Source organism: Nonomuraea sp. NPDC049028 (assembly GCF_043197735.1).
Taxonomy (GTDB): domain Bacteria; phylum Actinomycetota; class Actinomycetes; order Streptosporangiales; family Streptosporangiaceae; genus Nonomuraea.
The window spans coordinates 1-22,368 of sequence record NZ_JBICTR010000006.1; the positions used below are offsets into that span (position 1 = coordinate 1).

Sequence of the window (22,368 nt, forward strand, 5' to 3'; positions counted from 1 at the left end):
GCCCGTTCGTAGTCGGGATCGGCACTAACCTCAACCCATCGGCTAAAGGCGTTAAGCTCGACACCCTTAGCGGAATCGAGAACCTTGACAGCCCTGTGCTTAACCTCATCGGTGCAGCCCTCTACCCGTTCGACTGCCCGTAACGCTTTATCCCGAAGCTCATGGGAGGCGGCATAAGGCGAACGACCAAGGGGAGTCCCGGAATACCGGGAAGGCTTGTCACCGGTCCCATGAAGAGACGTACCAGATTCAATCCGATAACCGCCATCAAGCTCGACGGTTCCGGCTCCATTTGCACCCAGTCCAGCATCACCACGACTAAGCGCCCCACCGATAAGGTTACGGAGGTGATCCCGCTCAGCGCCTAGGACGTCACGGTCTAAAGCCTCAAGCTGCTTTAGCTCCTCATCCTGAGTCTTAGACCTACGGTCATAACCGCGCATAAGCCCGACGCGACCCATTAAGTAGGTGTGAAGCTTCTCACGCTCAGTAGAGGACATGGACTCTAAGGTGTGCTGAACAACAGGGGTTCCGTCGTCCCGCGTTTGCATCGTGGACCCAAGAAGGTTATGCACCACGAGGGACATTTCCTGCTCTAACATTATTCAATCCCTAGAACGATTTCGCTTTCTCATAACCGGCGGTTGCCTGGCGTTATGGTCGGCAGGGGTTCTTTATGCGGCACTTGCCTGGCCATAAGAACTAGGGAGACCTTGAAGCGGGCGATTGCCCGACCCTCCAAGTGGAAGGCTCAGATGAGTGGACTTGTCAGGGGAATTGAGCTGTCCGGCGCACCTGAGCCGATGGGAACACTCTAGCCGAAGTCCCGGCAGTTGCGGAAGAATTCTCGGCGCGTCCTACGAGATTTCTAAGGAATCGCCTGCTGAGAGCCATTCTCCGGCCGATAGGTACCTGTGTGGCGATTGGCTTCCGACACATAGATGGGGCTCATTAGCGGTCGTCTGACGTTCATTAATCCATTAACCAAGATTACCCTCACGGCCTAGTAGGATATAAAAGGAGACTCCGGGGTGTCAGAGGGGGGTTATCCATTACCCGTTGAGCAACCACCCCCCTATACCCCATGACTACCAATCCCTCGATGCTATCCATCTTCCGTTAGCGTCTCTATTGAGATCTAGTTGATTCCCACGCCTGCTATTGCAAGTGAGATGAGCGGCAGCAACGTTCTCAAATATGTTCAATCCTCCATGACTTAATGGTGTGATGTGGTCCATAGACCAAGACATCGTGTCTGGCCAAGCCAACGTCATATCAATAGGCTTCTGGCAGATATGGCATGTTGTTCCTCGGTGACTTCCCTTCAACCTCACGCGTAAGTCACGATACGACTTTCCGTTTCTCCTGGGATCAGCCATTGCTCTCATCTTCTAACATGGGATCATCAAGCATGGGTTGGTTATCCTCAAGCGGTAGGCAGGCGATAGCCGTAACCCAATCGGGAGGCATTGCAGTGTCACTCTGGATTGCTTCATACTTAACCTCTCTAGCTTTCAATGCATCGCCGAGGGAGATCATAAGGCCGTGCAGTGCTTCGGCATGACGCCGCCTACGAGTAACCAATAGGCCCTGTGCTTGCTTATCCAGCACCTCCATAAGCCCCCTAATCTCAGCATCGCTATACCGGCTGATATCCCATGACACCCCCTCTACTGGATTAGCCAAGCGATTAAGACCGTAATGGTTATACCTATTAGATGCAGGCCGGCCTTTAGCCATTGCTCTTAATGGGTCATTGTCGAAATCCGGGTACTCTGGATCTGGCATTGCTTATCCTCCTTCGGGATATGCAGGGCTATATGCATACGTGACTGTAGCCGGGGGTCGAGGGGGCAAGCGTGCGGGCATCTCTATCTCTGTATCTTTGTATCTTTGCAGGTCAGAAAAGTTGCGAATGATACTGGCTACCGAGCGTAAAGATGGCACTTCGCAATGTGAAGATAGAATGATACCGGCAATGACACAGCCCACACCGCCCCCCACCTGCAAAGATATAAAGATACTAAGATATTTACATGTGGAGGGGGGCAGGCTCCAAGATCCACCCCCCTAAAACTGCATAAGGCTAAACGGCGAGATCGCGGAAGGAATCATTGATGCCTGGTCGGGGCTTAATCTCTCGCAGATAGCGCTTAGCCTTAGCCATGTCGGTAATCCGCCAGACTCCCGGCTTTCCTCTCTGGCCGGTGTTCTCGGCAAGCCTGTGGTCAATTAGAGAATTAAAGGCGTTCTGTCTTACCGTTGCGGAGCTAACCCCAACGGCCTTAGCTATAGTCTTGTGGTGGGCTGGTTCCATGCCTTCCGCGCCGCACTCAATTAGCTTCTCCAAAAGGGCTATCTCGGCCTTAGTCGTTTCCTTCCGAACAAAGGATCGTTCCTTTTGGCTTAAGCTCTCGGTCTGAATTACATCATTGGCAGTGGATTCGATAGACTCTCCCATGACGAACTTTCCCGTATTAATCTCCTGGCCATCATCGGTTGTTACCTTTGCCTCGACGATCTCATACCTAAAGCTCGACTTGCCAGACGAATAGTTGCTCTTGATGGGGTTTGCATAGCGTTCCTCTTCATCATCGGTGTTCCTGCCTAAGGCCAGCCGGAAGCCCGAGCGGGCCACATCGCGGAATGCTTTGCTTCCGGCCCCCTTGTCACTGGCCGATCCATAAGAGCCTTTGTTCTCATGATGGATGCCAATAACCGTGACGCCGTACTGCTGGCCATAAGATTGGAGATGCCTGAGGATGTTGCGGACATCCTTACGGTTATCCGGGTTGGCAGCATCGGGAAAGAAGTCTTGCACAGGGTCGAGGATGACGACTCGGATGCCGCGACGATTCCAATCCTGCATAAGGGCCTTGGTCTTCCATGGTTCCAAGGTAAGAGAGTCCCCGCCAATAATCTTGTTCTGGTTTAAGTAGAGGATTAGCTCACTGTTGTAGCCCTGAGCCTTAAGCCTAGGCTTGGTCGCCTTGTTATAGACCTCTTCAGTGGAGATGAACAAACAGCGGGTCGGGTGTCCAAGGAAAATTCCCGGCAATGTTCCCCTTGTTAGTTCCGACATAAGCCATACAGCAAAGAGTCCCTTTCCAACACCGCCGTCACCCTGTAATAGGCAGAAGTCGTTAGCCGTGATGCGGTCTTCCCATAAGAACTCATACTCTTCATCTTGCAAGTCCTCATCGCGCTCATAGCCTGCTTCAATGTTCTTAAGGAACTGCTCAACCCTTGCCCCATCGCCATCTTCATTGGACTCATTCTTAGAAGAAGGTTCAGGCAGGACGCCATCCTTATACATGACTTTCCTGTATGCGGATCCAATGGTTCGGTCCCAGACCGCTTTAGTCCAGCCCTTCTCCTCCGGATGGGTAGCACATGCATCCAATAAGGCTAGCCTGACTGCCTCAGGCTTATTGTCGGGAGTCCATGGGGTCTTAACGTATTCCCAGATGTTTGCTGCCGACCGAAAAAGGGTCTTGTTCCATCTGCCCCAATCCTCAAAGGCCAAATTCTCGATCTTCTCAATCTCTTCGTTAAAGACCTTCTCCCAATATTTTTGGTATCGAGCTTGTTTCTGCTTATCGAGCTGCGAGAACTTTTTAACCAGAGAAACGTCTACTAGCTTCTTCTCTTCCTCGGAGGGCCTAAGAAGGTCTAGCAGCTTATCGGAGGGTTCGGCTGGTTCGATGAGGCGTTCGCGACCGGCAGGCCATCGGTATTCCCCTTTATTAGTCATACTCGGAGGGACAACGACAAAGCCTCCGTCACCCCGAACGTCTATCCCTAAAGGGATGCTGCCCTGCCGGTTAGTGATATGGGCATCTTCGGGAAGGCGAAACCAATAATGGGGCATGCCCCTACCGCTAACCGTGGTGGGCGCTGGCAACTCTCCGATGAGTGAGGTCAGCTCGTTAAGGCCATCTTGGTCATCGGCATCAAGAACGAATATGCGGTTACGGTTGCCGGTAGGGATCCCAATGTTGGCGTCCGGCCACTTCTGCCACCAACGAGCTATCTTCCTTAGGTCGGTAGTGGCTTCCGTTGTCCACCCAATACGAGGGTGCTTCCCTGGGCGATCACAGCCCGGCCCGTCTGGACAACTACACTGCCCGCTAACCACATTATGAAGCGGGAAGACCTCAAGATTGTGAACAGCGGCGAAGTCTACGGCCGCCTTTAGTTTGACATTTTCGGCAGTCAATGCCACTCTCTCTCATAGTTGCTAAACGATCCCCTTTCCGTAGGTGCTCCTGAGTGAGCGGCGTACGGTCGAGAGCCCCCGACCCGGCAAGGTTGGGGGCTCTTTGTGTGTTGTGTTAATCAAGGGTGCGGATGTACGACTCATACAAAGCCGTCATCCCGTTATAGGCGATAAGCCCAGCCGAGGTTTCAGTATCAATAAGCTCTGCTAGTAGCTTTTCAAGTTTGACTATCTTCTGCTCTTGGTCGCTCTGCTGTGTATTGGCTGATGTGTACTGCAACATGGTAGGCGCCTACCCCTTTTTGGCTAAAGCTCTCTTCTTCCTGGTTTCTCGATACTCCTTTTTCAATGTAGACAGATTTCGCCAATCGGCATGTTCGAAGGCGTAACTAAGGGCATAACGCACAACCTCCGACTTGCTAAGACCAAGTTCAAACGCCTTATCATCAATCTGCTCACTCATATTAGGGGTTATGCGATAGGGGGAAAGGCAAGTGGTAAAAGCGGTGGTCATGCCGGTGCCTGGATTTAAGATGTGCTCAGGCTGCATAAGACTCCTCCTCTTCTAGGTCTGCAAAGTAGATTTGCAATCGGGAGAGTTGCTGAGCTGATAACGGAGGAGCTTCTGCTACCAGCTCGTCGATTAACTCTTGTAATCGCATCCTCATCCTTTATGAACTTATCAAGGGGCTGTTATATGATCGTTATATGCGATCTATTCGGAAGGTACCGCAAGATCCGTTGATTGGCAAACTTCGCTGTGAAGTGCGCTGTGAGCTGCGGAGTTGCACAATTGATCTACAGGGTGCGGGCTGAGTCAGCGGCCTTGATTGGGAGTAAAAGAGAAGGTGTGACGACCGCTAATGCATATATGGTCGTCACGGCTCCACATTTTTAAGGGTCGGATGATGACCGCATATAGATATAGGGTCGTGCGCCGACCCTTTGCTTAGCCGGTTGCCAACGCGCAGGGGCATATGGGGGCATGAAGAAGCCCCCGGATCCTTTGGGGTCCGGGGGCTTCTGCGGCCTTGCCGCTTCTATGGGGTTTCCTGGCCTACCCAGCGGATGCGAATGCGTTCTTTGAGATTCCATGCAATCTGTTCGTCCGTCATGGCCTGGCCAACGACACGTGACCGTATGACCGGTGCCTTAGTGACTCTGATGGACTGTATTAGAGTGCGAATCACGTCTTTCTGTGCTGCGACCTCTAGATCACTCCACCGCTTCCGAATGAGTCCCGCGTTACCTATTGCATCCTTGCGCAGGCTTGCCACGGCCTGAGGGATAGATGCCGGTTGCAGCGTTCTCTGAATCTCGCTTATGCGAGGGAGGACACGTTTCTCTACTCGGCTGAGTGCGATAAGGGAAAGGTCTCCCTTGTCATTCATATCTAGGGCCTGCTGATGCTCCGCATTCAGCTTATCTAGCTCTGCGTAGAGCTTCTTATTGTCCTGCTTAAGGAGATGGTCGAACGCATCGGGCTGTGCGAGACGCGCGCAGACTAGCTGTTTGATGAAGTCGTCTACCCAGTCCATTTGGATGGTGGTGCATCCTTTGGCATTGCATTGGTAGCGCTCATAGTTTCCTCTCTTCTTCCTGCCCATGTAGGAGTCGCATTCATCGCATTGGGCTATGTGGGAGAGGAGGTGCTTAGCCTTACCCGGCTTAGTGGTCTTCCGCTCGGGGTTAGCGAGGATGGTGTATGCAGCCCAGAAGGTTTCCTCATCTATGATGGCTTCCCATTGGGCATCTACAGTTTCCTCTATGGTTACGTAATCCCCGTTCTCGTCTCTCGTCTTGGACTCGAAACGTCGCTTGCCAATGTAGGCCACGTTCATGCAGATCTTGCGGATCACGCGGGGGGACCATTTGAGGGATCGCTTGACCTCCCTGCCCTTAAGGGTAATGGTCTCCGAAAGCTCTTTGCCCTCTCGCGTAGCCTCAGCTACAGAGGGGGAGTCAATTCCCTTCGCATTGAGGTCTTTAGCGACTGCAACCAGAGCTTCTGAGCGTGCTACGCGCCTGATAACGTCAGCCACTATGTCTGCGTCCGGGTATACCGGCCTGCGCCCGTTCTCCTTAGGCGAGATGGCGTAGATTTCGTAGCCGTATGGAGCACGGGAGTGAGGCAGGCCCTTCCTTGCTCTGGCAACCATGTGCCGCTGAGTCCTTTTCTTGGTGTTGCGAACCTCTACTTGATTCCTGATGCCCTGAGTTGCTAAGGCTTCCCAGTCGGAAGTGTTGTCCAGATTGTAGGTTCGCTCATCGGATGTGACGTGAATCCGTACGTTGTGCTTCTGGCACTTCTCAAGGAAGTTGATCCAGTCGCCCGGTTCCCTATCCCCACGGGATGACTCCCACAGGATGAGGATGTCTATCTCTTTGGATTCGATATCCCCGTTAAGCCGAATCCAGTCCGTACGAACAGTGTCTTTGCGAGCGGAGATGTTGTTATCGCTGTAGAGGCGGTATTGGGGGAGGTCCCATCCTTCCTCATGTGCGCGGGCGATGTTTTCGGTTTCCTGCTGGAAAACCGAGTCGTCATTGTCGGTGCCCTTCTTCCAAACTTTGGATCTTCGGGCGTAGCTGGCTGCTCTGCTCCTGGTCAGTGGCATGCCTCCAAGGTACCCCTTAACGGAACGCCATGTGCTCGTCGTACCACGGGCCTTCGCGTTCGCCGTGGTGCCTGCCGTACCCCCGGAGGATCTCGGCGGCGAAGTCGCCGTACAGGGTGTCCTTGTCGAGCAGGGCGGCCGGCGGGTCGAGGCGGGCGAGCAGCGCCGCCGCGATGGTGGACTTGCCCGCGCCCGGCGGGCCGCTGATCACCCAAAGCGTGCTCATGTGGTCAGTGTCGCGTACGCGGATCTGCGTACGCGGGTGACGCGGCTCGGCGGACGACCGGAGACGGGCGCGCCGACAGACTCGGCTCATGCTGACCGTGCTGTTCAGGGCGTTCCGGGTGCCGGATCTCCGTAAGAAGTTACTGTTCACGCTGGCCATCATCGGGCTGTTCCGGCTGGGGCAGATCCTGCCGGCGCCGGGGGTGGACGTCGTGGCGGTCCAGCAGTGCCTGGGTACGGCGCGTGGCGGGCTGTTCGACATGGTGCAGATGCTCAGCGGGGGCGCGATGCTGAAGCTGTCGGTCTTCGCGCTGGGCGTCATGCCGTACATCACCGCCAGCATCGTGATGCAGCTGCTGACCGTCGTCGTGCCGCGACTTGAGACGCTCAGGAAGGAAGGGCAGTCGGGGCAGGCGAAGATCACCCAGTACACGCGTTACCTGACCATCGGGCTGGCCGTGCTCAACGCCACCACAGTGGTCGCGCTCGCGCGCGGCGGGCAACTGCTGCCCGGGTGCGCCAAGCCGCTGCTGCGCGACGAGAGCCTGCTGGGCGTCGCGGTGGTGGTGGTCACCCTGGTGGCGGGGACCAGCATGGTGATGTGGCTGGGCGAGCTGGTGACCGACCGGGGGATCGGGAACGGGATGTCGATCCTGATGTTCACCCAGACCGTGGCGTTCTTCCCGTCGTACATGTCGACCATCTTCGTGCTCAGCCCGTTCGCCTTCGGCATGCTGCTGGTGACCGGGGTGTTCCTGGTGGCGGCCGTGGTGTTCATCGAGCAGGCGCAGCGGCGCATTCCCGTGCAGTACGCCAAGCGGGCGGTGGGGCGGCGGATGTACGGCGGGAGCAGCACCTACATCCCCCTGAAGGTCAATCAGGCGGGCATTGTGCCGGTCATCTTCGCCACGTCGCTGTTGTACCTGCCGACGCTGGCCGCTCCACTGCTCGGTGACGAGGTAGGCGGCTGGGTGTCGCGGAACATCACCGCCGGCACGCACCCGCTCTACATGATCGGATTCTTCCTGCTGATCGTGGGATTCGCGTACTTCTACGTGTCGATCACCTTCAATCCCGTCGAGGTGGCCGACAACATGCGGCGGTACAGCGGGTTCGTGCCGGGCATCCGCCCTGGCACGCCGACCGCGCGGTATCTGGCGTACGTGCTGTCGCGGCTGACCGCGCCCGGGGCCGTCTACCTGGGGGTGCTGGCGCTGCTGCCGCTGCTCGCGTTCGCGATCCTGCGGGATCCGAGCACCCAGCAGAACTTCCCGTTCGGGGGGACCAGCATTCTGATCATGGTGGGTGTGGGGCTCGAGACGGTGAAACAGATCGAGGCGCAGCTCCAGCAGCGCAACTACGAGGGTTTCCTCAGGAAATAGCGACGTTGGTACGGCCTGGTCGGCTGGCTGCGTTGGGACGGCCGGGTCGGCTGGTTACGTTGGGACGGCCAGGCCGGCGCGCATCGCGAACACGACCAGTTGGGCGCGGTCGCGGGCGTGGAGCTTGACCATGGCCCGGCTGACGTGCGTGCGGACGGTGTCGGGGCTGATCACCAACTCCTTGGCGATCTCCTCGTTGGACCTGCCGGTGGCCACCCAGGCGACCAGTTCGCGTTCGCGCGGCGTGAGGGTGTCGAGGCCCTCGACCGGCTCGGTGCCGTGGCGGCCGAACAGGCCGATGACCTTCCTGGTGATCGCGGGCGACAGCAGCGCCTCGCCCGCGGCCACCACCCGGACCGCGCCGACCAGCTCGTCGGGGGCGCTGTCCTTGAGCAGGAACCCGCTGGCTCCGGCCTGGAGCGCGGCGAAGATGTACTCGTCCACGGCGAACGTGGTCACCACCACGATCCTGGTGCCGCTCAGCTCGCGGTCACCGGCGATGGCCCGCAGGGTCGCCAGGCCGTCCATGCCGGGCATGCGGATGTCGAGCAGGAGTACGTCGGGACGGGTGCGGCGGATGAGCTGGAGCGCCGCCGCGCCGTCGGCCGCCTCGCCCACGCACTCCAGGCCCGGCTCCCGGTCCAGCAACGCCCTGAGCCCCATCCGTACGACGGCCTGATCGTCGGCGACGGCCACCCGGATCACCGGCCCCTGCTCGGCTTCTTTGGCTTCCTCGGGTTCCTCGGCTGAGGCGGGGGTCACGTGAGGTCTGCCGGGGAGTCGGCGGTGTTGTGGCGAGCTGAGCCGGTCTGGAGTGCGGGTTGCTGCGGGAATGTGGCGAGGACCTGGAAGCCGCCGCCGTCCCGCGGGCCCGCCGTGAAGTGTCCGCCCGCGGCGAGCACCCTGGCCCGCATCCCGGCCAGTCCCCGGCCCTCGGACGTCCCTGCTCGGCCGTGCTCCTCGGTCGTTCCCAGCCGGCCGGCGGCTGGACCAGTGCTTCGGAGGGCGCCTCGGTCGGCGATTTCCAGGACAAGCGGCCCGGCCGGGTCGCTGGACAGCCGGACGAGCGCCTGTGTCGGGCCGGCGTGGCGCAGGACGTTGGTGAGCGACTCGCGTACCACCCCGTAGACGGTCGCGCTGAGGTGAGCGGGCACGACGGGGTCGGCGGGCTCCACGTCCACCGCGAGCCCCGCGGCCCGGACCCCGTCGATGAGGCTCGGCAGGTCGTGGGCGCTGGCGTGTGGGTCATGGGTGCTGTCGCGCGGGTCGAGCCGGTCGAGTGCGGCGCGTAGCTGGGTGAGCGCCGTCGTGCTGGTCTCCCTGATCGCCAGCAGCGAGGCGCGCGCCTGCTCGGGGTCGTCGTCGAGCGTGACGAGCGCGAGCCCGGCCTGCAGGGCGATGGCCGCCAGCCCATGCCCGGCGGCGTCGTGCACCTCCCCGGCGATCCGCGCCCGCTCGGCGGCGAGTACATCCTCCCGAGGCCCGCCACCCGATGCGGCGTCACCCACTGCGCCGTCACAGGGGACGTCGGCGTGGAGGGCGCCGTCGCAGGGGGCGTCGTCACGGAGGGCGCGGACCGTGCGGTGTGCCGGGGCGAGGCTGTGGGCCGCCGGGATGCCCCAGGCCCTGGCGGGCGTCGCGGTCGCCAGCGAGCCGGTACGTACGGCATCGGCGGTGACACCGGCTCGTGCAGCGTCGGCGGTGGTGCCGGTTCGTACGGCATCGACAGGTAGGCCGGTTCGTGCGGTGTCGGCGGCGGTGCCCACTCGTGCGGCATCAGTGGAAGTGCCGGCTCCTGCCGTGCCCATGGAGATGGCCGATGGCGGCTCGGCCTCCGCGGCGGCCGCGGCAACGGCGGCGCGTGCCTGGGCCAGGCCGCTGAAGGACCACGGGACGGCCAGCCAGCCGGCCCAGGCCAGCATGATCACGACCGGGACGTCACCCAGCCGGGCCATGCGGGACAGCGCCTTGAACGGCCCGCGCGGGCCGTCACCGCTGTGCGTGTGCTCGGTCACCGTCCCCCCACCTGGCCAGGCTCGCTCAGCCCATAATCCTAGCCAGTTTCCGGCCCTCCGGTTGGCGGCCGGACCGCCCGAACCCCCACGAGACGATCTTGTGGGGGGCGGTCAGCCGCCACCTGGAGCGCCCGCCAATCTGGAGCACGCCCGCCAACCTGGGGTGCGGCCAGCAACCTGGGGCGCAGTTGGCAACCCCGGTCACCTGGGGCGCGGTTCGGGTCAAGCGACTCCGCCTGGAGCGCCGCCGGCCACCTGCAGCGCCGTCCAGGTCAGGCGGCTCCGCTGGTGAGCCAGCGCAGCGGGTTGTCCCGGGTGACGAGGCGGATCGTGTCCTCGGTCACCCCGGACTCGCGCAGGCGCGGCAGCAGCGTGTGGAAGAGGTGCGCGTATCCGGGCCCGCCGTACCGGTTGACCTGGGCGATCCGGCTCACGCCGGTGCTGAGCAGGAGGCGGTCGGCGTGGCCGTCCTCGATGAGGGCGAGCGCGATCCTGGCCGACTGGTCCGTGCCGAGGCTGAGTGAGCCCAGGCTGACGTACGCGCCGGCCTCGGCGATCTTGCGGGCGACGGCCGGGTCGCCGCCCGCGTAGCCCACGCTCACCCTGTCGCCCGCCAGGCCCTGGGCGAGGAGGATCTCCAGCATGGCCAGCCCGTTGTGCCCGTACGTGGCCACAGGCAGGCGGGAGGCCAGCGCGGCGCGGGCGGCGGCGATGAGGCCGCGCTCTTCGGCCGGGCTGGGTTCGGTGCCGCAGCAGCCGGCCTGGCCGATCACGCCGGGGAACACGCCGATGTCGTCGAGGCCGTCGGAGATCTCGCTCATCAGCCGCCTCGTGAGCGTCTCGACGTCCGTGTCGCGGGGACCGCTGAACGGTCCGGCGAACAGGCCGGTCGAGGCGATCACCGGAACCCGGCTGCCCATCGCGATCCGGGCCAGGGCGGCGGCGTCGCGGCCCATACCCAGGCAGGTAAGATCGATGATCAAGCCGAGGTGGTCGGACTGGCGCACCTCGCGGAGTTCGGTGGTGACGGTCTGGTCCTCGTCGAGCCACCGATAGGGGTCGGAGTCGATGCCGGTCGCCCAGCGCATGTCGGTGCGCAGGTGCTCGCGGGGAAGGACGGCGCCGTCGATGGCGGTCGCGGGTACGGGACCGGTGACGGTACGAAGCATGGCCTCGGGCATAGGAGACGGTAACCGATTTTTGCCTGAAGTCGCCTATAAAAGCATGAAATTTTACGTTTTGAGCGGTTTGTCGATTTGGCGGGTTGTCGGGTTGGTAAGGCAGCCTATTTCAGGCCGCTGGGCCGTATCCTGGGGGGCACATCGACCGTGCGGGGGAGTACGTTGCCGATCCAGGACTCCGAGACCGGAGACGCCGACGCGATCAAGGATGAGTCGGCAGACCGTTCCAGCATGCCCGAGCGCCGGTCGGGCATCCACGGCTGGCTGGACGGCGTTCGATCCACCCGCGCGGGCGCGCTCACGCTGAAGATCGTCATCGGCGCCATCGGCGCGATCATGGTGGTGGGCGGCCTGATCATGGTGCCGTTCCCCGGGCCGGGCTGGCTGGTCGTGTTCGCGGGGCTGGCCGTGCTGGCCACCGAGTTCCACTGGGCGCGCCGGGCGCTGGAGTTCGGCAAGCGGGTGCTGCACGACTGGACCGAATGGTACAAACGGCAGGGCTGGACGGTCCGCGTCATCGTGCTCATCGTGACCGTGGCCGTCGCGGCCGTGATCGTCTACATCGGGCTCAGAACGCTCGGCATCGATCTGATCGCGCTGGCCCAGCGCGTTATCTAGACCGGGTCGTTATCGCTGCCGGAATTCGGGCCATCCGGTGCCTATTCTGCGGGGCGTGATCGCCCACATCGCCGTCGCCGTGTCGCTCGCCCTGCTCGCTCCAGCCTCACCCACCGGTACCGCCGTGCTCCCCGCCGTCCAGGCCGGGCTCCCGACCGCTCAGGCCGGGCTCCCGACCGCTCAGGCGGACACACTGCTCCTTCCCGGCATCAGTGTGAAATATCAGGAAAAAAAGGGTGATCCCGTACGGCTCAGCAGCTACGGCCTGGGCACCAAGAGCACCTACCTCAGGACCAGGACCGGCAACGCGTTCGCCAGGCAGCCGGCCCTGTCGGAGGCGGCGGTCTCACCCGACGCCGCCACAGTGGCCGGCGTCCCGAAGTCCTACCGGGCGGGCTACGACTCGCTCCTGCTCACCGACCGCGCCAGCGGCCAGACCAGGCGAGTGCGTACGGTCAAGAAGCCCCTGGCCGCCTCGTACATCTCATGGTCGCGCGACAGCAAGCGCGTGGCGCTCACCGTCGAGCAGAAGGCCGGCGGGAACTGGCGGACCGTCGGCTTCACCGTCGTCGACGTGGTGGCGGGCACCGCTCGCACGGTCCGCCCGGCCGGGCTCGACGGGAGCGCGGCCTTCGGGTGGAGCCCCGGCGGCGACCTCGTCGCCAGGTTCGACGACGGCGTGCGGACCTACCGGGCCAGTGACGGCGCGACTCTGCGCACGTTCGTGGGCGTCGGACCGCCGACCGGCCCGGAGGACGCCTACTCGCCGTCAGGCAGCCGCCTGACCACGTGGTGCCCGGCACGCTTCACGCAGCAGCTCTGCGTGGTGAACCCGGCCACCGGCAAGATCGTGAGCCGGGTGGCCGTCAGCCCGCCGATGCTGTTCGGCTGGTGGGACGAGAGCCATGTCATCGCGGTCATGCCCCACCAGAGCGTCTACCGCCTGTCGGTGCTCGACCTGACGAGCAAGGTGACACGGGTGCTGGCCGACATCCCGTCCCAGACGTGGAAGGCGAACCTCTGGCTGACCTTCCACCGGGGCTAGAGGTAGAGGCCGGTGCCGTGGTCGGTCTCCTGCGTGGCGACGGCGTGCAGGTCTCGCTCGCGCATGACGAGGTAGACCTGCGCGTGCAGCTCCACCTCGAACTGGTCCTCCGGGTTGAGCAGCACTTTGTCGCCTACCTTGACCGCGCGCACGTTCGAGCCGACCCCGCAGACCTCGCCCCAGGCCAGCCGGTTGGCCATCTTGACCGTCGCGGGGATGACGATCCCGGAGCCGCTGCGCCGCTCCTCGGTCTCTTGCTCAAGCCGGATCATCACCCGGTCGTTGAGCATCTGGATCTCGAACTTGGGTGCTACCACGCGCTCAGTTTACGGTCATCCGGACTCCCGCGAACCGGCAATGGCGACGTCAGGGCAGTGTGAGCTCGGCGAAGACGGGCCGATGGTCGGTCTTCGCCAGCGATTCGACCGAGAACGCGCGTACCCCCATCCCGGCGGAGGCCAGCACATGGTCGATCACCACACCGGGAGCCCGCCCGCCGCTGGGCCAGTACGTCGCGGTGAAGCCCCGTCCGGTGACGTCCGCCGCGTCGCGGTAGCCGGCGGCCAGCAGGTCGCGCATCGGTACGTGGTCGAGCGTGGCGTTGAAGTCGCCGGCGAGCACCCGCGCGGCGCCGCCGCCGCGAGGCAGCGCGACCAGCCCCTGCTGCCAGCAGGGCGTACGTCCCTCGTACTTGGGCGCGCACGGATGCACCGACACCACCTCGATCTTCGTCCCGCCCGGATCCGTGACCACCGCCCTGGCCTGCCCGAACGCGCCGAACTGGATGGCCGGCCCCGCCGTGAGCGGATAGCGCGAGTAGACGCCGGAGCCGCCCACGCCGGGCAGCGCCCGGACCACGGCCTGCGGCAACGCCTTGCGCAGACCCGCCCGGTCCAGGGCCGCCGCGGCCTTGGGGGTGAGCTCCTGCAGCGTCAGTACGTCCGGCCGGAGCCTGGCGACCAGGTCCATCAGCCCCGCCGTGTCGGCCGAGCCCACCATCAGGTTGGCCGCCAGCACCCGCAACGTCCGCCCGCCCGCGACCGACCCGCCGCCCGCCACCGGCTCGCCGTCGGCGAACCAGCGAGGCAGTACGGCCAGCGCCAGGGCCGCCACGGTGACGAGCGCGACCGCCCCGGCGACCCACCGCCGCAGCGCCCCGGCCAGGACGAGGCCGAGCACGGAGGCCGCCGCCGCGTACGGCGTGAACGCCACGATCGGCACCCATGGCCACAACCCGTCGTACGGGCTCACCCGCAGCGCCGCCCACACCGCGAACGGAGCCACTACCAGCCACACCAGAACACTCACCAAAGTTCGCACCCGCACCTCCTCCCATGTATTGCCACAAGTCAACACATAGGTTCACGCCATGAGATGGTGGGCCCCATGCGCGACGCGGAAGCCAGGGTCCTCCAGGCCATCGACGACACCGACACCGTGAACCTGCTGGCCGAGACCGTCCGAGTGCCCAGCGTGACGGGCACCGACGCGGAGTCCGACCTCCAGCACCGCGTCGCCCGCCTGCTCATCGAGGCCGATCTGGACGTGGACGTCTGGAAGCTGGACCTCGACGACCTCGGCCGCCGCGCGGGCTTCCCCGGCACCGAGGCGCCCAGGGCCGAGGGCTACGGCGTGGTGGCCGTGACCGGCGGCGAAGGCACACCGGCACTGGCGCTGCAGGGCCACGTCGACGTCGTGCCCATCGGCGATCCGGCCCAGTGGGCGGGACACGACCCGTTCGCCGCCAGGATCACCGGTGACACCCTGCACGGCCGCGGCGCCTGCGACATGAAGGCCGGGCTGGTGGCCAACCTCGCCGTCGTCCGCGCGCTCAAGAAGGCCGGGGTACGGCTGGCCCGGCCGCTCGCCGTGCACTGCGTGGTCAGCGAGGAGGACGGCGGCCTCGGCGCGTTCGCCACGCTGGCCAGGGGGCACACGGCGGAGGCGGCGGTCATCACCGAGCCGACCAGCGGTGCCGTCATCACGGCCAACGCGGGCGCGCTGACGTTCCGGCTGGAGGTGGTGGGCCGGGCCGCGCACGGGGCCACCCGGTACGAGGGGGTCAACGCGGTCGAGGTGTTCTGGCCGGTGTTCGAGGCGATCCGCCGCCTGGAGGCCGAGCGCAACCGTGACGTGCCGGCCGTGTTCGCCGGGAACGTGATGCCGTACCCGATCGAGGTCGGCACCGTGCGGGCGGGCGACTGGGCCAGCAGCGTGCCCGACCTGCTCGTCGCGGAGGGCCGGATGGGCGTTCAACTGGACGAGGACCCGGCGGCGGCGCGGGCCGCGTTCGAGGAGGCGGTGCTGACGGTCGCACACCCGTGGCTGCGCGACCACCCGCCGGCGATCACCTGGCCGGGCGGCCAGTTCGCCAGCGGGCGGCTGCCCGAGGCACACCCGCTGCTGGCGGAGGTGACCGGGGCGATCGCCGACACGACGGGCGCGCGGCCGATGGAGAAGGCCGCGCCGTACGGGAGCGACCTGCGGCTCTACGCGGCCGGCGGGATCCCGGCGCTGCACTACGGCCCTGGCGACGTACGGTACGCGCACGCCCCCAGGGAGCAGGTCGAGCTGCGCGAACTGCGCGAGGTCACACGAGCGCTGGCAACGCTCGTGGTGCGCCGTTGCGGAACACTTTGAGCAGCGCCCCCAGGCTCATCAGCGACGGCGGCGCGTCCATCAGGTTCGACACGCGGAGGAAACGCCTGGCCAGGTCCGCATCGTGTGCCGCCGCCGCGTGGAAGCGCCCCAGGTAGGCGTTGATCATCCGGATCTTCGGCGTGAGCTCACCTTCCACACCGGGCAGCCGCAGGTCACCGCCGACCACGATGTCCCATGGCGCGTCGAGCACCTTGGTGATCCGCCTGAAGAACGGCAGCGGCCGCAGATCCGGGTCGAGCAGGGCCTTGGCCTCCAGCGCCGCGACCGACATGCCCTGGCCGTAGAACGGGTTGAACGCGCAGACGGCGTCCCCGACGACCAGCAGGCCCTCGGGGAAGCGCGAGAGCCGCTCGTAGCGATACCTGACGCTGGCCGGGGTGTGGTACGAGCGCGGCTCGCCGATCGGCTCCGCGACGGTGATCAGCTGGGCCAGGTCGGGGGCGGGCAGCGTCTCGGCGAACGCGGCGAATCGCTGGAGTGGGAGCTCCGGCCCCTTGCCGGCGTACCCGGCCATGGTGACGATCCAGCGGTCGCCCTCCAGCGCCAGCGCCACCCCACCGCGCGGGATCTCGGCCGTGGGCGCCACCACGAGGACAAGGTCGCCGTCGAGCTCGTGCGGCCGGCGGCGGAACTCACGGGTGCCGTACCTCAGGTCGATCGTCACCCGCTCCTCGGCGGGCCGCTCGTATCCGAGCTCGGCCAGCCAGTACGGCGTACGCGAGCCGCGCCCCGAGGCGTCGACGACCAGGTCGGCGGGCATCGGGTCCCCGCCCGCCAGCCGCACGCCGCCGACCCGGCCCTGGTCGGCGAGCAGGCTGGTGACGGCGCGGTCGGCCAGCACGCGCACCCCGGGTAAGGCGGTGACGCGGCGGCGGATCTGCCCTTCGAGCAGTGCGCGGCTGACCGACAGCCCGATCAGTCCGCTCTCCGCGCGGGCGTGCGTCTGCCCGTCGTGGATCCAGCGGGCCCGGCTCTGCAGGTCGCCCATGAGCGCGCCCTGCGCGACGAGCTCGGCGGTGAGCCCCGGCAGCAGCTCGTCCATGACCTCACGGCCCCTGGCGAGCAGGCCGTGCGCGTGGCGGCTCTGGCCGACGCCCCGGCGATGAGCGTCGGCCGCGGGCAGTGTGTCGCGGTCGATCACGGTGACTCTGGCGTACCTGCGGTGCAGAGCGGCGGCGGACAGCAGGCCCGCGATGCTCGCGCCGATCACGATGGCGTGATCCATGATGGTTCCCCCCTGAGAAAGGTGTCGCTTCCAGAGGGTCACCTGGCCTGCCGTCCGCTTCCACGTCCTTTGGCACGCTCCAAGAATGACGTTCTACGAGGACTCCACCGGCAGGCCCGCCGTCACCCAGTCCTCGATCCCCTCGACGTACCTGCGCACGTTCGTGTAGCCGAGGGCGGTCAGGCGACGGGCGACGGCCTTGCTGTTGTTGCAGGCCGGGTTCGAGCAGTAGGTGACGATCGGCGCGTCCTTGTCGGGCAGCAGCGCGGGCGCCCGCTCGACGACCTCGCTCTCGACCAGCGCGATGGCACCCGGCAGGTGCTGCTGGTCGTAGTAAGCACCGCCGAGTGTGTCGAGTAGGGTGACCGTGCCGAGTGTCGCTCGGAGCTCGTCGCGGGTGATGGTCATTGTGGCCTCCGGTCCAAATGGACTACAGTCCGCTTTGTGGATGGCTCGAAAGCTAACGGACCGCAGTCCGGTTCGTCAAGACAGAGACTGGAACTGCTTCGCGGGGGCCCGGTCAACGAACGTGCGGACGCGGCGCGCAACAGGGAGAAGGTCCTTGCCGCCGCGGCCAGACTGTTCGCTGAGAAGGGTGTCGAAGCGGTCTCCATGGATGCGATAGCGGCGGAGGCCGGGGTGGGGAAGGGCACGTTGTTCCGCAGATTCGGGGATAAATCGGGGTTGGCGGTGGCGCTGCTCGACGAGCGCGAGCGGGTGCTGCAGGAACGCATCCTGTCCGGCCCGCCGCCGCTGGGTCCCGGCGCGCCCGCCCGCGACCGGCTCACCGCCTTCGTCGACGCCTATCTTGACTACCTGTTCGCCCACCTCGACCTGGTACGCATGTCCGAGACGGCCAGTCCGGGCGCCCGCTACCGGATTGGGGCCTACCGCTTCTGGCACCGCCACGCGGCCATTCTGCTGGCGGCCTCGCGTCCGGGTTCCGACGCGGACGTACTGTCCCACGCACTGCTGGCGGCCACCGCCGCAGAGGTGGCGGGCGTGCTCAGGGAGGAGTACGGCGAGGCGCGCGCCCGCGACGCGATCACCGCCCTGGTCGGGGCCCTGGTGGGCTGAGAGCGGGATGAGAGGGGGGAGCCGGTGGATCAGGCCGTCGTTCTCACCTGGCGGCGCGCCTCCGGGATGATGAGCGGAGTGCCCGACTGTGGATCTTCGATGATCTCGCAGCGCAGGTCGAACACCTGGGCGACCAGGTCGGGCGTGACGATCCCGGCCGGGTCGCCCTCCGCCACGATGGCGCCGTCGCGCATGACGATGAGATGGGTGGCGTAGCGGCACGCCTGGTTGAGATCGTGCAGGACCGCCACCATCGTGCGTCCCGCCTCGTGCAGGTCGGCGCAGAGGTCCAGCACCTCGATCTGGTGGGAGATGTCCAGGAACGTGGTCGGCTCGTCGAGCAGCAGGATCGGCGTCTCCTGGGCCAGCGCCATCGCCAGCCATACGCGCTGCCGCTGGCCGCCGGACAGCTCGTCCACGATCCGGTCGGCCAGTTCGGACACATCGGTGGCGCGCATCGCCTCGCTCACCGCGGTCTCGTCCGCGCGTGACCACTGCCGCATCAGCTTCTGGTGCGGGTAGCGGCCGCGGGCCACCAGGTCCGTCACGGTGATGCCGTCGGGCACGATCGAGCTCTGCGGCAGCAGCCCGAGTCGCCTGGCCACCTCCTTCGACGGCAGTGAGGTGATCACGCTGCCGTCGAGGTGGACCGCGCCCTTCCTGGGCTTGAGCATTCTGGCCAGGGCGCGCAGGAGGGTGGACTTGCCGCAGGCGTTCGGGCCGATGATCACGGTGAACGACTCGTCGGGGATCGTCACGTCCAGCTCGGCCGCCACGACGCGCTGGTCGTAGGCGAGGGTGAGGTCGCTGCCCGACAGCCGGGCGGACCGGGGGGTTGCCATCAGTGGCGGTCCTTTCGCGCGAACATCAGTGGCGGGCTTTTCGGAGGAGCATCAGTGGCGGTCCTTTCGGAGGAGCAGGGCGAGGTAGGCGCCGCCGATCGCGGCCGTGAGCACGCCGACGGGCAGTTGTGTGGGGGCGAGTACGCGCTGGGCGGCCAGGTCGGCGCCGGTCAGGAGGACGGCGCCCATGAGCGCCGAGGCGCCCATCGTCACGCCGGGCGACCGGGTCAGCCGCCGGGCCAGCTGCGGAGCCGCCAGGGCGACGAAGATGACCGGCCCGGCGGCGGCCGTGGCGACCGCGCACAGCAGTACGCCCGCGGTGATGGCCGTGGCCCGTACGGCCTCGACCCTGATGCCCATGGCCCGCGCCGAGTCGTCGCCCATCTCCAGCATTCGCATCGGCCGCGACACGGCGGCGCAGACCGGGAGCAGCGCCGCGAGCGCCAGCGCCACCGGGATCGCGTGGTCCCAGCCGCGCCCGCTGAGGCTGCCCGTGAGCCACGCGCCCGCGGTCGCGGCGTCGTTGATGTTGGCCCTGGTCAGCAGGTAGGAGTTGGCGGACAGGAGCAGCGCGTTCGCGCCGATCCCGACGAGGACCAGCCGGTAGCCCTGCACGCCCCCGTGATGGGCCAGCGCGTACACCAGCACGGCGGTGCCGACGCAGCCCGCCAGCGCGCCGCCCGCGATCTGCAGCGCCGTGCCGCCCGCGATCACGCCGAGGATGCCGCCCGTCGAGGCGCCGGCGGTGAAGCCGATGAAGTCGGGGCTGCCGAGCGGGTTCCTGGTCAGGCTCTGGAAGATCGCGCCGCTCAGGCCGAACGCCGCGCCCACCAGCAGCCCGGTGACCACCCGGGGCGCGCGCAGCTTGCTCACGATCAGCTCGGCGACGGGCGTGCCCTGGCCGAACAGCGCGGTCAGCACGTCGGGTACGGACACGGTGAACTCGCCGGTCGAGATCGCCGCCACGGTCACGGCGAACGCGACCAGGACGAGGACCAGGGCGACGACGAGGGCCCGCGGCGCCAGCCGTACGGACCAGGGACCGAAGCGGAAGCTCATAGCGCGGCCAGCCTCCTGCGCCTGGCCATCAGGATGAAGATCGGCGCGCCGACCACGGCGCACATGATGCCCACCTGCACCTCGCCGGGCCGGGCGATGAGCCGCCCGGCCACGTCCGCCGCCAGCAGCAGCGCCGGAGCGGCCAGCACCGTGTACGGCAGCACCCACCGCTGATCCTGGCCCACCACCGCGCGTACGGCGTGCGGCACGGCCAGCCCGACGAACCACAGCGGCCCGGCCGCCGCCGTGGCGGAGCCGCAGAGCAGCGTGACCGACACGGCCGTGAGGACCCGCGTACGGGTGACGGCCACGCCCAGGGCCTTGCCGGCGTCGTCGCCGAGCGCCAGCATGTTCAGCGGCCTTGCCAGCAGCAGCCCCACCACCAGGCCGGCGACCATGAAGGGCGCGATCCGCAGCAGCACGTCGGAGGTCTGCCCGGCCAGCGAGCCGGTGAGCCAGAACCGCATCCGGTCGAACGTCTGCGGGTCCATGCGCAGGATGGCCGAGGCCACCGCCGTGAACACCATGCCGACGGCGATGCCGGCCAGCGCCAGGCGTACCGGACCGGCGCCCGAGCGGCCGGCCGAGCCCAGCGCGTAGACGACGACGGAGGCCACGGCGGCGCCGCCGAAGGCGAACCACACGTAGACGGCCGGGTCCGTGAGCCCGAACAGCCCGAGCGCGAGGGTGACGCCCAGCGCGGCGCCCTCGTTGATGCCGAGCAGGCCCGGATCGGCCAGCGGGTTGCGGGTCAGGCTCTGCATCAGCGCGCCCGCCAGCCCGAGCGCGGCCCCCACGCCGATGCCCAGGAGGGTCCGCGGGACGCGTAACTCGCGGATGACCGTGTGGTCGCCGGACCCGTTGGGGGCGGTCAGCGCGTCCAGCACCGTGGACAGCGGCACCGATCGGGCGCCCAGCGCCACGCTGGCCATCGCCCCCAGCACCAGCACGCCGAACACGACCACCAGCCCACCGGCCAGCGCCGCCGGACGCCCCCGGGACGCCACGGGCTCGACCTCGGCCGGGCGCTCTTTCACCGCGGGCAACCCGCACCCCTTTCGTCACGGTCACATTTAGGCGAGGCTAAGGTAAAGCCCCACAACCAAGGCAAGCCTAACCTTAGGAGATGGACATGTCGGGACCGGTACTGCCTCGCAGGGGCTTTTTCGCGGCCACGGCGGGCGTCGCGGCGGCCCTGACGCTGGCGGCCTGCGGCGGCGAGGGCGCCACCACCCAGGCGGGTGGCGAGGGCGCCGCCACCCAGGCGGCCCCGACCGGCGCGTCGGGCGCCTCGGGCGCGGCTGGCGCGTGGACGTTCACCGACGACCGGGACAAGAAGCTCAGCCTGCCCAAGCGCCCCACCCGGGTGGTCGCCCAGGTCGGCGCCGCGGCGGCGCTGTGGGACTTCGGCGTGCGCCCGGTCGGCGTCTTCGGCCCGCACAAGCTCAAGGACGGCGCCAGGGACCCCCAGGTGGGCAACGTCGACATCACCAAGGTCGCGGGGCTGGGCAACGTGTGGGACGAGTTCAACGTGGAGCAGTACATCGCGCTCCAGCCCGACCTGCTGGTCAGCAGCATGTACATCAAGGGCACGCTCTGGTACGTACCGGAGAAGTCGAAGGCCACGATCGAGCAGATCGCCCCGACGGCCGGCATCATGCTCACCGGGCGCAGCGCCATGGAGGTGATCGGCAAGTACGAGGAGCTGGCCACGTCGCTGGGCGCGGACCTGCAGGGGGTGCCGGAGGCCAAGGCCCGGCTGGCGGCGGCCGGCAAGGAGCTGGCCGCGTTCAAGGACCTCAAGATCCTCATGGTCTCGGCCGGCCCCGACGCCATGTGGGTGGTGAACCCGCCGGAGTATCCGGACATCGTGCACCTCACCCAGAACGGCCTGACCGTCGTCACGCCCTCCAAGGTCGACGAGGGCGGCTTCTTCCAGACGCTGAGCTGGGAGAACGCCGACACCTACGACGCCGACGTCATCCTCTACGACACCCGCACCCAGTCGCTCAAGCCCGCCGAGATGATGAAGAAGCCCACCTTCGCCAAGCTTCCCGCCGTCAAGGCCGGGCATCTCTACCCGTGGAGCGCCGAGGCCCCCTACAGCTACCAGGGCTACGCCGACTTCGTGGAAGGCCTCGTGGCCAACCTGAAGAAGGTATGAACGCTTGTCCTGATTCGCTGAGCGAATGTGGGTGGAG

24 protein-coding genes are annotated in these 22,368 nt (G+C 65.7%); 6 read left to right on the top strand and 18 right to left on the bottom strand.

What is annotated here, in order from left to right; translation table 11 throughout:
* The 8 genes from ACGFJ2_RS23345 to ACGFJ2_RS23380 all read right to left on the bottom strand — a co-directional run.
* The coding region (locus ACGFJ2_RS23345; RefSeq protein ID WP_393471452.1) for a hypothetical protein at positions 1-602 on the bottom strand (602 nt) is incomplete at its 3' end.
* Positions 603-1,088: 486 nt separating this feature from the next.
* Positions 1,089-1,388 carry an HNH endonuclease gene (locus ACGFJ2_RS23350; protein ID WP_393471455.1) on the bottom strand — a complete coding sequence of 100 codons (300 nt, stop codon included), beginning with the start codon at positions 1,386-1,388 and terminating at the stop codon, positions 1,089-1,091.
* The gene (locus ACGFJ2_RS23355; RefSeq protein ID WP_393471458.1) at positions 1,372-1,788 is read right to left on the bottom strand and encodes a hypothetical protein; all 417 of its coding nucleotides are present in this window, start codon (positions 1,786-1,788) and stop codon (positions 1,372-1,374) included. Before ACGFJ2_RS23355 ends, ACGFJ2_RS23350 begins: the two co-directional genes overlap by 17 nt.
* 298 nt (positions 1,789-2,086) lie before the next feature.
* Positions 2,087-4,225: a bifunctional DNA primase/polymerase gene (locus tag ACGFJ2_RS23360; RefSeq protein ID WP_393471461.1), complete on the bottom strand. Its 2,139-nt coding sequence runs from the start codon at positions 4,223-4,225 to the stop codon at positions 2,087-2,089.
* 109 nt (positions 4,226-4,334) lie between these two features.
* Positions 4,335-4,502, bottom strand: a complete 168-nt coding sequence (locus tag ACGFJ2_RS23365) for a hypothetical protein (RefSeq protein WP_393471464.1) — start codon at positions 4,500-4,502, stop codon at positions 4,335-4,337.
* Between the two features lie 9 nt (positions 4,503-4,511).
* Positions 4,512-4,769, bottom strand: coding sequence for a hypothetical protein (locus tag ACGFJ2_RS23370; protein WP_393471467.1), 258 nt, complete (start codon positions 4,767-4,769; stop codon positions 4,512-4,514).
* Between the two features lie 490 nt (positions 4,770-5,259).
* Positions 5,260-6,837 (bottom strand): recombinase family protein, encoded by a 1,578-nt coding sequence (locus tag ACGFJ2_RS23375; protein WP_393471470.1) that lies wholly within the window; start codon positions 6,835-6,837, stop codon positions 5,260-5,262.
* Positions 6,838-6,853: 16 nt separating this feature from the next.
* Positions 6,854-7,063: a hypothetical protein gene (locus tag ACGFJ2_RS23380; RefSeq protein WP_393471473.1), complete on the bottom strand. Its 210-nt coding sequence runs from the start codon at positions 7,061-7,063 to the stop codon at positions 6,854-6,856.
* 88 nt (positions 7,064-7,151) lie between these two features.
* On the opposite strand from ACGFJ2_RS23380, the gene secY reads away from it, so the two are divergent.
* Positions 7,152-8,444 carry a preprotein translocase subunit SecY gene (gene secY / locus ACGFJ2_RS23385; protein ID WP_393471476.1) on the top strand — a complete coding sequence of 431 codons (1,293 nt, stop codon included), beginning with the start codon at positions 7,152-7,154 and terminating at the stop codon, positions 8,442-8,444.
* Between the two features lie 54 nt (positions 8,445-8,498).
* On the opposite strand, the gene ACGFJ2_RS23390 is transcribed toward secY, so the two are convergent.
* The 3 genes from ACGFJ2_RS23390 to ACGFJ2_RS23400 all read right to left on the bottom strand — a co-directional run bounded on the left by ACGFJ2_RS23390 (position 8,499) and on the right by ACGFJ2_RS23400 (position 11,628).
* Positions 8,499-9,206, bottom strand: a complete 708-nt coding sequence (locus tag ACGFJ2_RS23390; protein ID WP_357960008.1) for a response regulator transcription factor — start codon at positions 9,204-9,206, stop codon at positions 8,499-8,501.
* Positions 9,203-10,459, bottom strand: a complete 1,257-nt coding sequence (locus tag ACGFJ2_RS23395) for a sensor histidine kinase (RefSeq protein WP_393471480.1) — start codon at positions 10,457-10,459, stop codon at positions 9,203-9,205. The genes ACGFJ2_RS23390 and ACGFJ2_RS23395 overlap by 4 nt, the downstream gene beginning before the upstream one ends.
* Before the next feature lie 272 nt (positions 10,460-10,731).
* Positions 10,732-11,628, bottom strand: a complete 897-nt coding sequence (locus ACGFJ2_RS23400) for an aryldialkylphosphatase (RefSeq protein ID WP_393471483.1) — start codon at positions 11,626-11,628, stop codon at positions 10,732-10,734.
* Between the two features lie 174 nt (positions 11,629-11,802).
* On the opposite strand from ACGFJ2_RS23400, the gene ACGFJ2_RS23405 reads away from it, so the two are divergent.
* Positions 11,803-12,258, top strand: coding sequence for a TIGR02611 family protein (locus ACGFJ2_RS23405; protein WP_393471486.1), 456 nt, complete (start codon positions 11,803-11,805; stop codon positions 12,256-12,258).
* 55 nt (positions 12,259-12,313) lie between these two features.
* Positions 12,314-13,303: a hypothetical protein gene (locus tag ACGFJ2_RS23410; protein ID WP_393471489.1), complete on the top strand. Its 990-nt coding sequence runs from the start codon at positions 12,314-12,316 to the stop codon at positions 13,301-13,303.
* Here the strand turns inward: ACGFJ2_RS23410 and ACGFJ2_RS23415 are convergent.
* Positions 13,300-13,593: a co-chaperone GroES gene (locus ACGFJ2_RS23415; RefSeq protein WP_246652531.1), complete on the bottom strand. Its 294-nt coding sequence runs from the start codon at positions 13,591-13,593 to the stop codon at positions 13,300-13,302. The genes ACGFJ2_RS23410 and ACGFJ2_RS23415 overlap by 4 nt on opposite strands.
* A 76-nt stretch (positions 13,594-13,669) precedes the next feature.
* Complete coding sequence (locus ACGFJ2_RS23420) at positions 13,670-14,623, bottom strand: endonuclease/exonuclease/phosphatase family protein (protein ID WP_393471492.1); 954 nt, start codon at positions 14,621-14,623, stop codon at positions 13,670-13,672.
* 66 nt (positions 14,624-14,689) lie between these two features.
* Here ACGFJ2_RS23420 and ACGFJ2_RS23425 point away from each other — a divergent pair, with 66 nt between their 5' ends.
* The gene (locus ACGFJ2_RS23425) at positions 14,690-15,943 is read left to right on the top strand and encodes an ArgE/DapE family deacylase (RefSeq protein WP_393471495.1); all 1,254 of its coding nucleotides are present in this window, start codon (positions 14,690-14,692) and stop codon (positions 15,941-15,943) included.
* On the opposite strand, the gene ACGFJ2_RS23430 is transcribed toward ACGFJ2_RS23425, so the two are convergent.
* Positions 15,894-17,189, bottom strand: a complete 1,296-nt coding sequence (locus tag ACGFJ2_RS23430; RefSeq protein WP_393471498.1) for an FAD-dependent oxidoreductase — start codon at positions 17,187-17,189, stop codon at positions 15,894-15,896. The two genes, ACGFJ2_RS23425 and ACGFJ2_RS23430, sit on opposite strands and share 50 nt — an antisense overlap.
* 93 nt (positions 17,190-17,282) lie before the next feature.
* Positions 17,283-17,597, bottom strand: coding sequence for a rhodanese-like domain-containing protein (locus ACGFJ2_RS23435; protein ID WP_393471500.1), 315 nt, complete (start codon positions 17,595-17,597; stop codon positions 17,283-17,285).
* A 204-nt stretch (positions 17,598-17,801) separates the two neighbouring features.
* Between ACGFJ2_RS23435 and ACGFJ2_RS23440 the strand changes: the two genes are divergently transcribed.
* Positions 17,802-18,266 carry a TetR/AcrR family transcriptional regulator gene (locus ACGFJ2_RS23440; protein WP_393471503.1) on the top strand — a complete coding sequence of 155 codons (465 nt, stop codon included), beginning with the start codon at positions 17,802-17,804 and terminating at the stop codon, positions 18,264-18,266.
* A 29-nt stretch (positions 18,267-18,295) separates the two neighbouring features.
* Here the strand turns inward: ACGFJ2_RS23440 and ACGFJ2_RS23445 are convergent, their stop codons facing one another.
* The 3 genes from ACGFJ2_RS23445 to ACGFJ2_RS23455 are packed head-to-tail and all read right to left on the bottom strand — an operon-like array spanning position 18,296 to position 21,204.
* A complete protein-coding gene (locus ACGFJ2_RS23445; protein ID WP_357960036.1) occupies positions 18,296-19,108 on the bottom strand; it encodes an ABC transporter ATP-binding protein in 813 nt (270 codons plus the stop codon).
* 51 nt (positions 19,109-19,159) lie between these two features.
* Positions 19,160-20,167, bottom strand: a complete 1,008-nt coding sequence (locus ACGFJ2_RS23450) for a FecCD family ABC transporter permease (protein WP_393471506.1) — start codon at positions 20,165-20,167, stop codon at positions 19,160-19,162.
* Complete coding sequence (locus tag ACGFJ2_RS23455; protein ID WP_393472712.1) at positions 20,164-21,204, bottom strand: FecCD family ABC transporter permease; 1,041 nt, start codon at positions 21,202-21,204, stop codon at positions 20,164-20,166. The genes ACGFJ2_RS23450 and ACGFJ2_RS23455 overlap by 4 nt, the downstream gene beginning before the upstream one ends.
* 95 nt (positions 21,205-21,299) lie before the next feature.
* Here ACGFJ2_RS23455 and ACGFJ2_RS23460 point away from each other — a divergent pair, with 95 nt between their 5' ends.
* Entirely contained in the window at positions 21,300-22,331 is a 1,032-nt protein-coding gene (locus ACGFJ2_RS23460; protein WP_393471509.1) for an ABC transporter substrate-binding protein, read from the top strand.
* Positions 22,332-22,368: the final 37 nt, after the last annotated feature.

Coding starts and splice junctions, on each gene's coding strand:
- ACGFJ2_RS23445 (WP_357960036.1), bottom strand. CDS start 19,108: ATGGCAACCCCCCGGTCCGCCCGGCTGTCGGGCAGCGACCTCACCCTC.
- secY (WP_393471476.1), top strand. CDS start 7,152: ATGCTGACCGTGCTGTTCAGGGCGTTCCGGGTGCCGGATCTCCGTAAG.
- ACGFJ2_RS23440 (WP_393471503.1), top strand. CDS start 17,802: ATGGATGCGATAGCGGCGGAGGCCGGGGTGGGGAAGGGCACGTTGTTC.
- ACGFJ2_RS23375 (WP_393471470.1), bottom strand. CDS start 6,837: ATGCCACTGACCAGGAGCAGAGCAGCCAGCTACGCCCGAAGATCCAAA.
- ACGFJ2_RS23415 (WP_246652531.1), bottom strand. CDS start 13,593: ATGCTCAACGACCGGGTGATGATCCGGCTTGAGCAAGAGACCGAGGAG.
- ACGFJ2_RS23460 (WP_393471509.1), top strand. CDS start 21,300: ATGTCGGGACCGGTACTGCCTCGCAGGGGCTTTTTCGCGGCCACGGCG.
- ACGFJ2_RS23400 (WP_393471483.1), bottom strand. CDS start 11,628: ATGCTTCGTACCGTCACCGGTCCCGTACCCGCGACCGCCATCGACGGC.
- ACGFJ2_RS23450 (WP_393471506.1), bottom strand. CDS start 20,167: ATGAGCTTCCGCTTCGGTCCCTGGTCCGTACGGCTGGCGCCGCGGGCC.
- ACGFJ2_RS23430 (WP_393471498.1), bottom strand. CDS start 17,189: ATGGATCACGCCATCGTGATCGGCGCGAGCATCGCGGGCCTGCTGTCC.
- ACGFJ2_RS23365 (WP_393471464.1), bottom strand. CDS start 4,502: ATGTTGCAGTACACATCAGCCAATACACAGCAGAGCGACCAAGAGCAG.
- ACGFJ2_RS23370 (WP_393471467.1), bottom strand. CDS start 4,769: ATGCAGCCTGAGCACATCTTAAATCCAGGCACCGGCATGACCACCGCT.
- ACGFJ2_RS23350 (WP_393471455.1), bottom strand. CDS start 1,388: ATGAGAGCAATGGCTGATCCCAGGAGAAACGGAAAGTCGTATCGTGAC.
- ACGFJ2_RS23435 (WP_393471500.1), bottom strand. CDS start 17,597: ATGACCATCACCCGCGACGAGCTCCGAGCGACACTCGGCACGGTCACC.
- ACGFJ2_RS23425 (WP_393471495.1), top strand. CDS start 14,690: ATGCGCGACGCGGAAGCCAGGGTCCTCCAGGCCATCGACGACACCGAC.
- ACGFJ2_RS23355 (WP_393471458.1), bottom strand. CDS start 1,788: ATGCCAGATCCAGAGTACCCGGATTTCGACAATGACCCATTAAGAGCA.
- ACGFJ2_RS23380 (WP_393471473.1), bottom strand. CDS start 7,063: ATGAGCACGCTTTGGGTGATCAGCGGCCCGCCGGGCGCGGGCAAGTCC.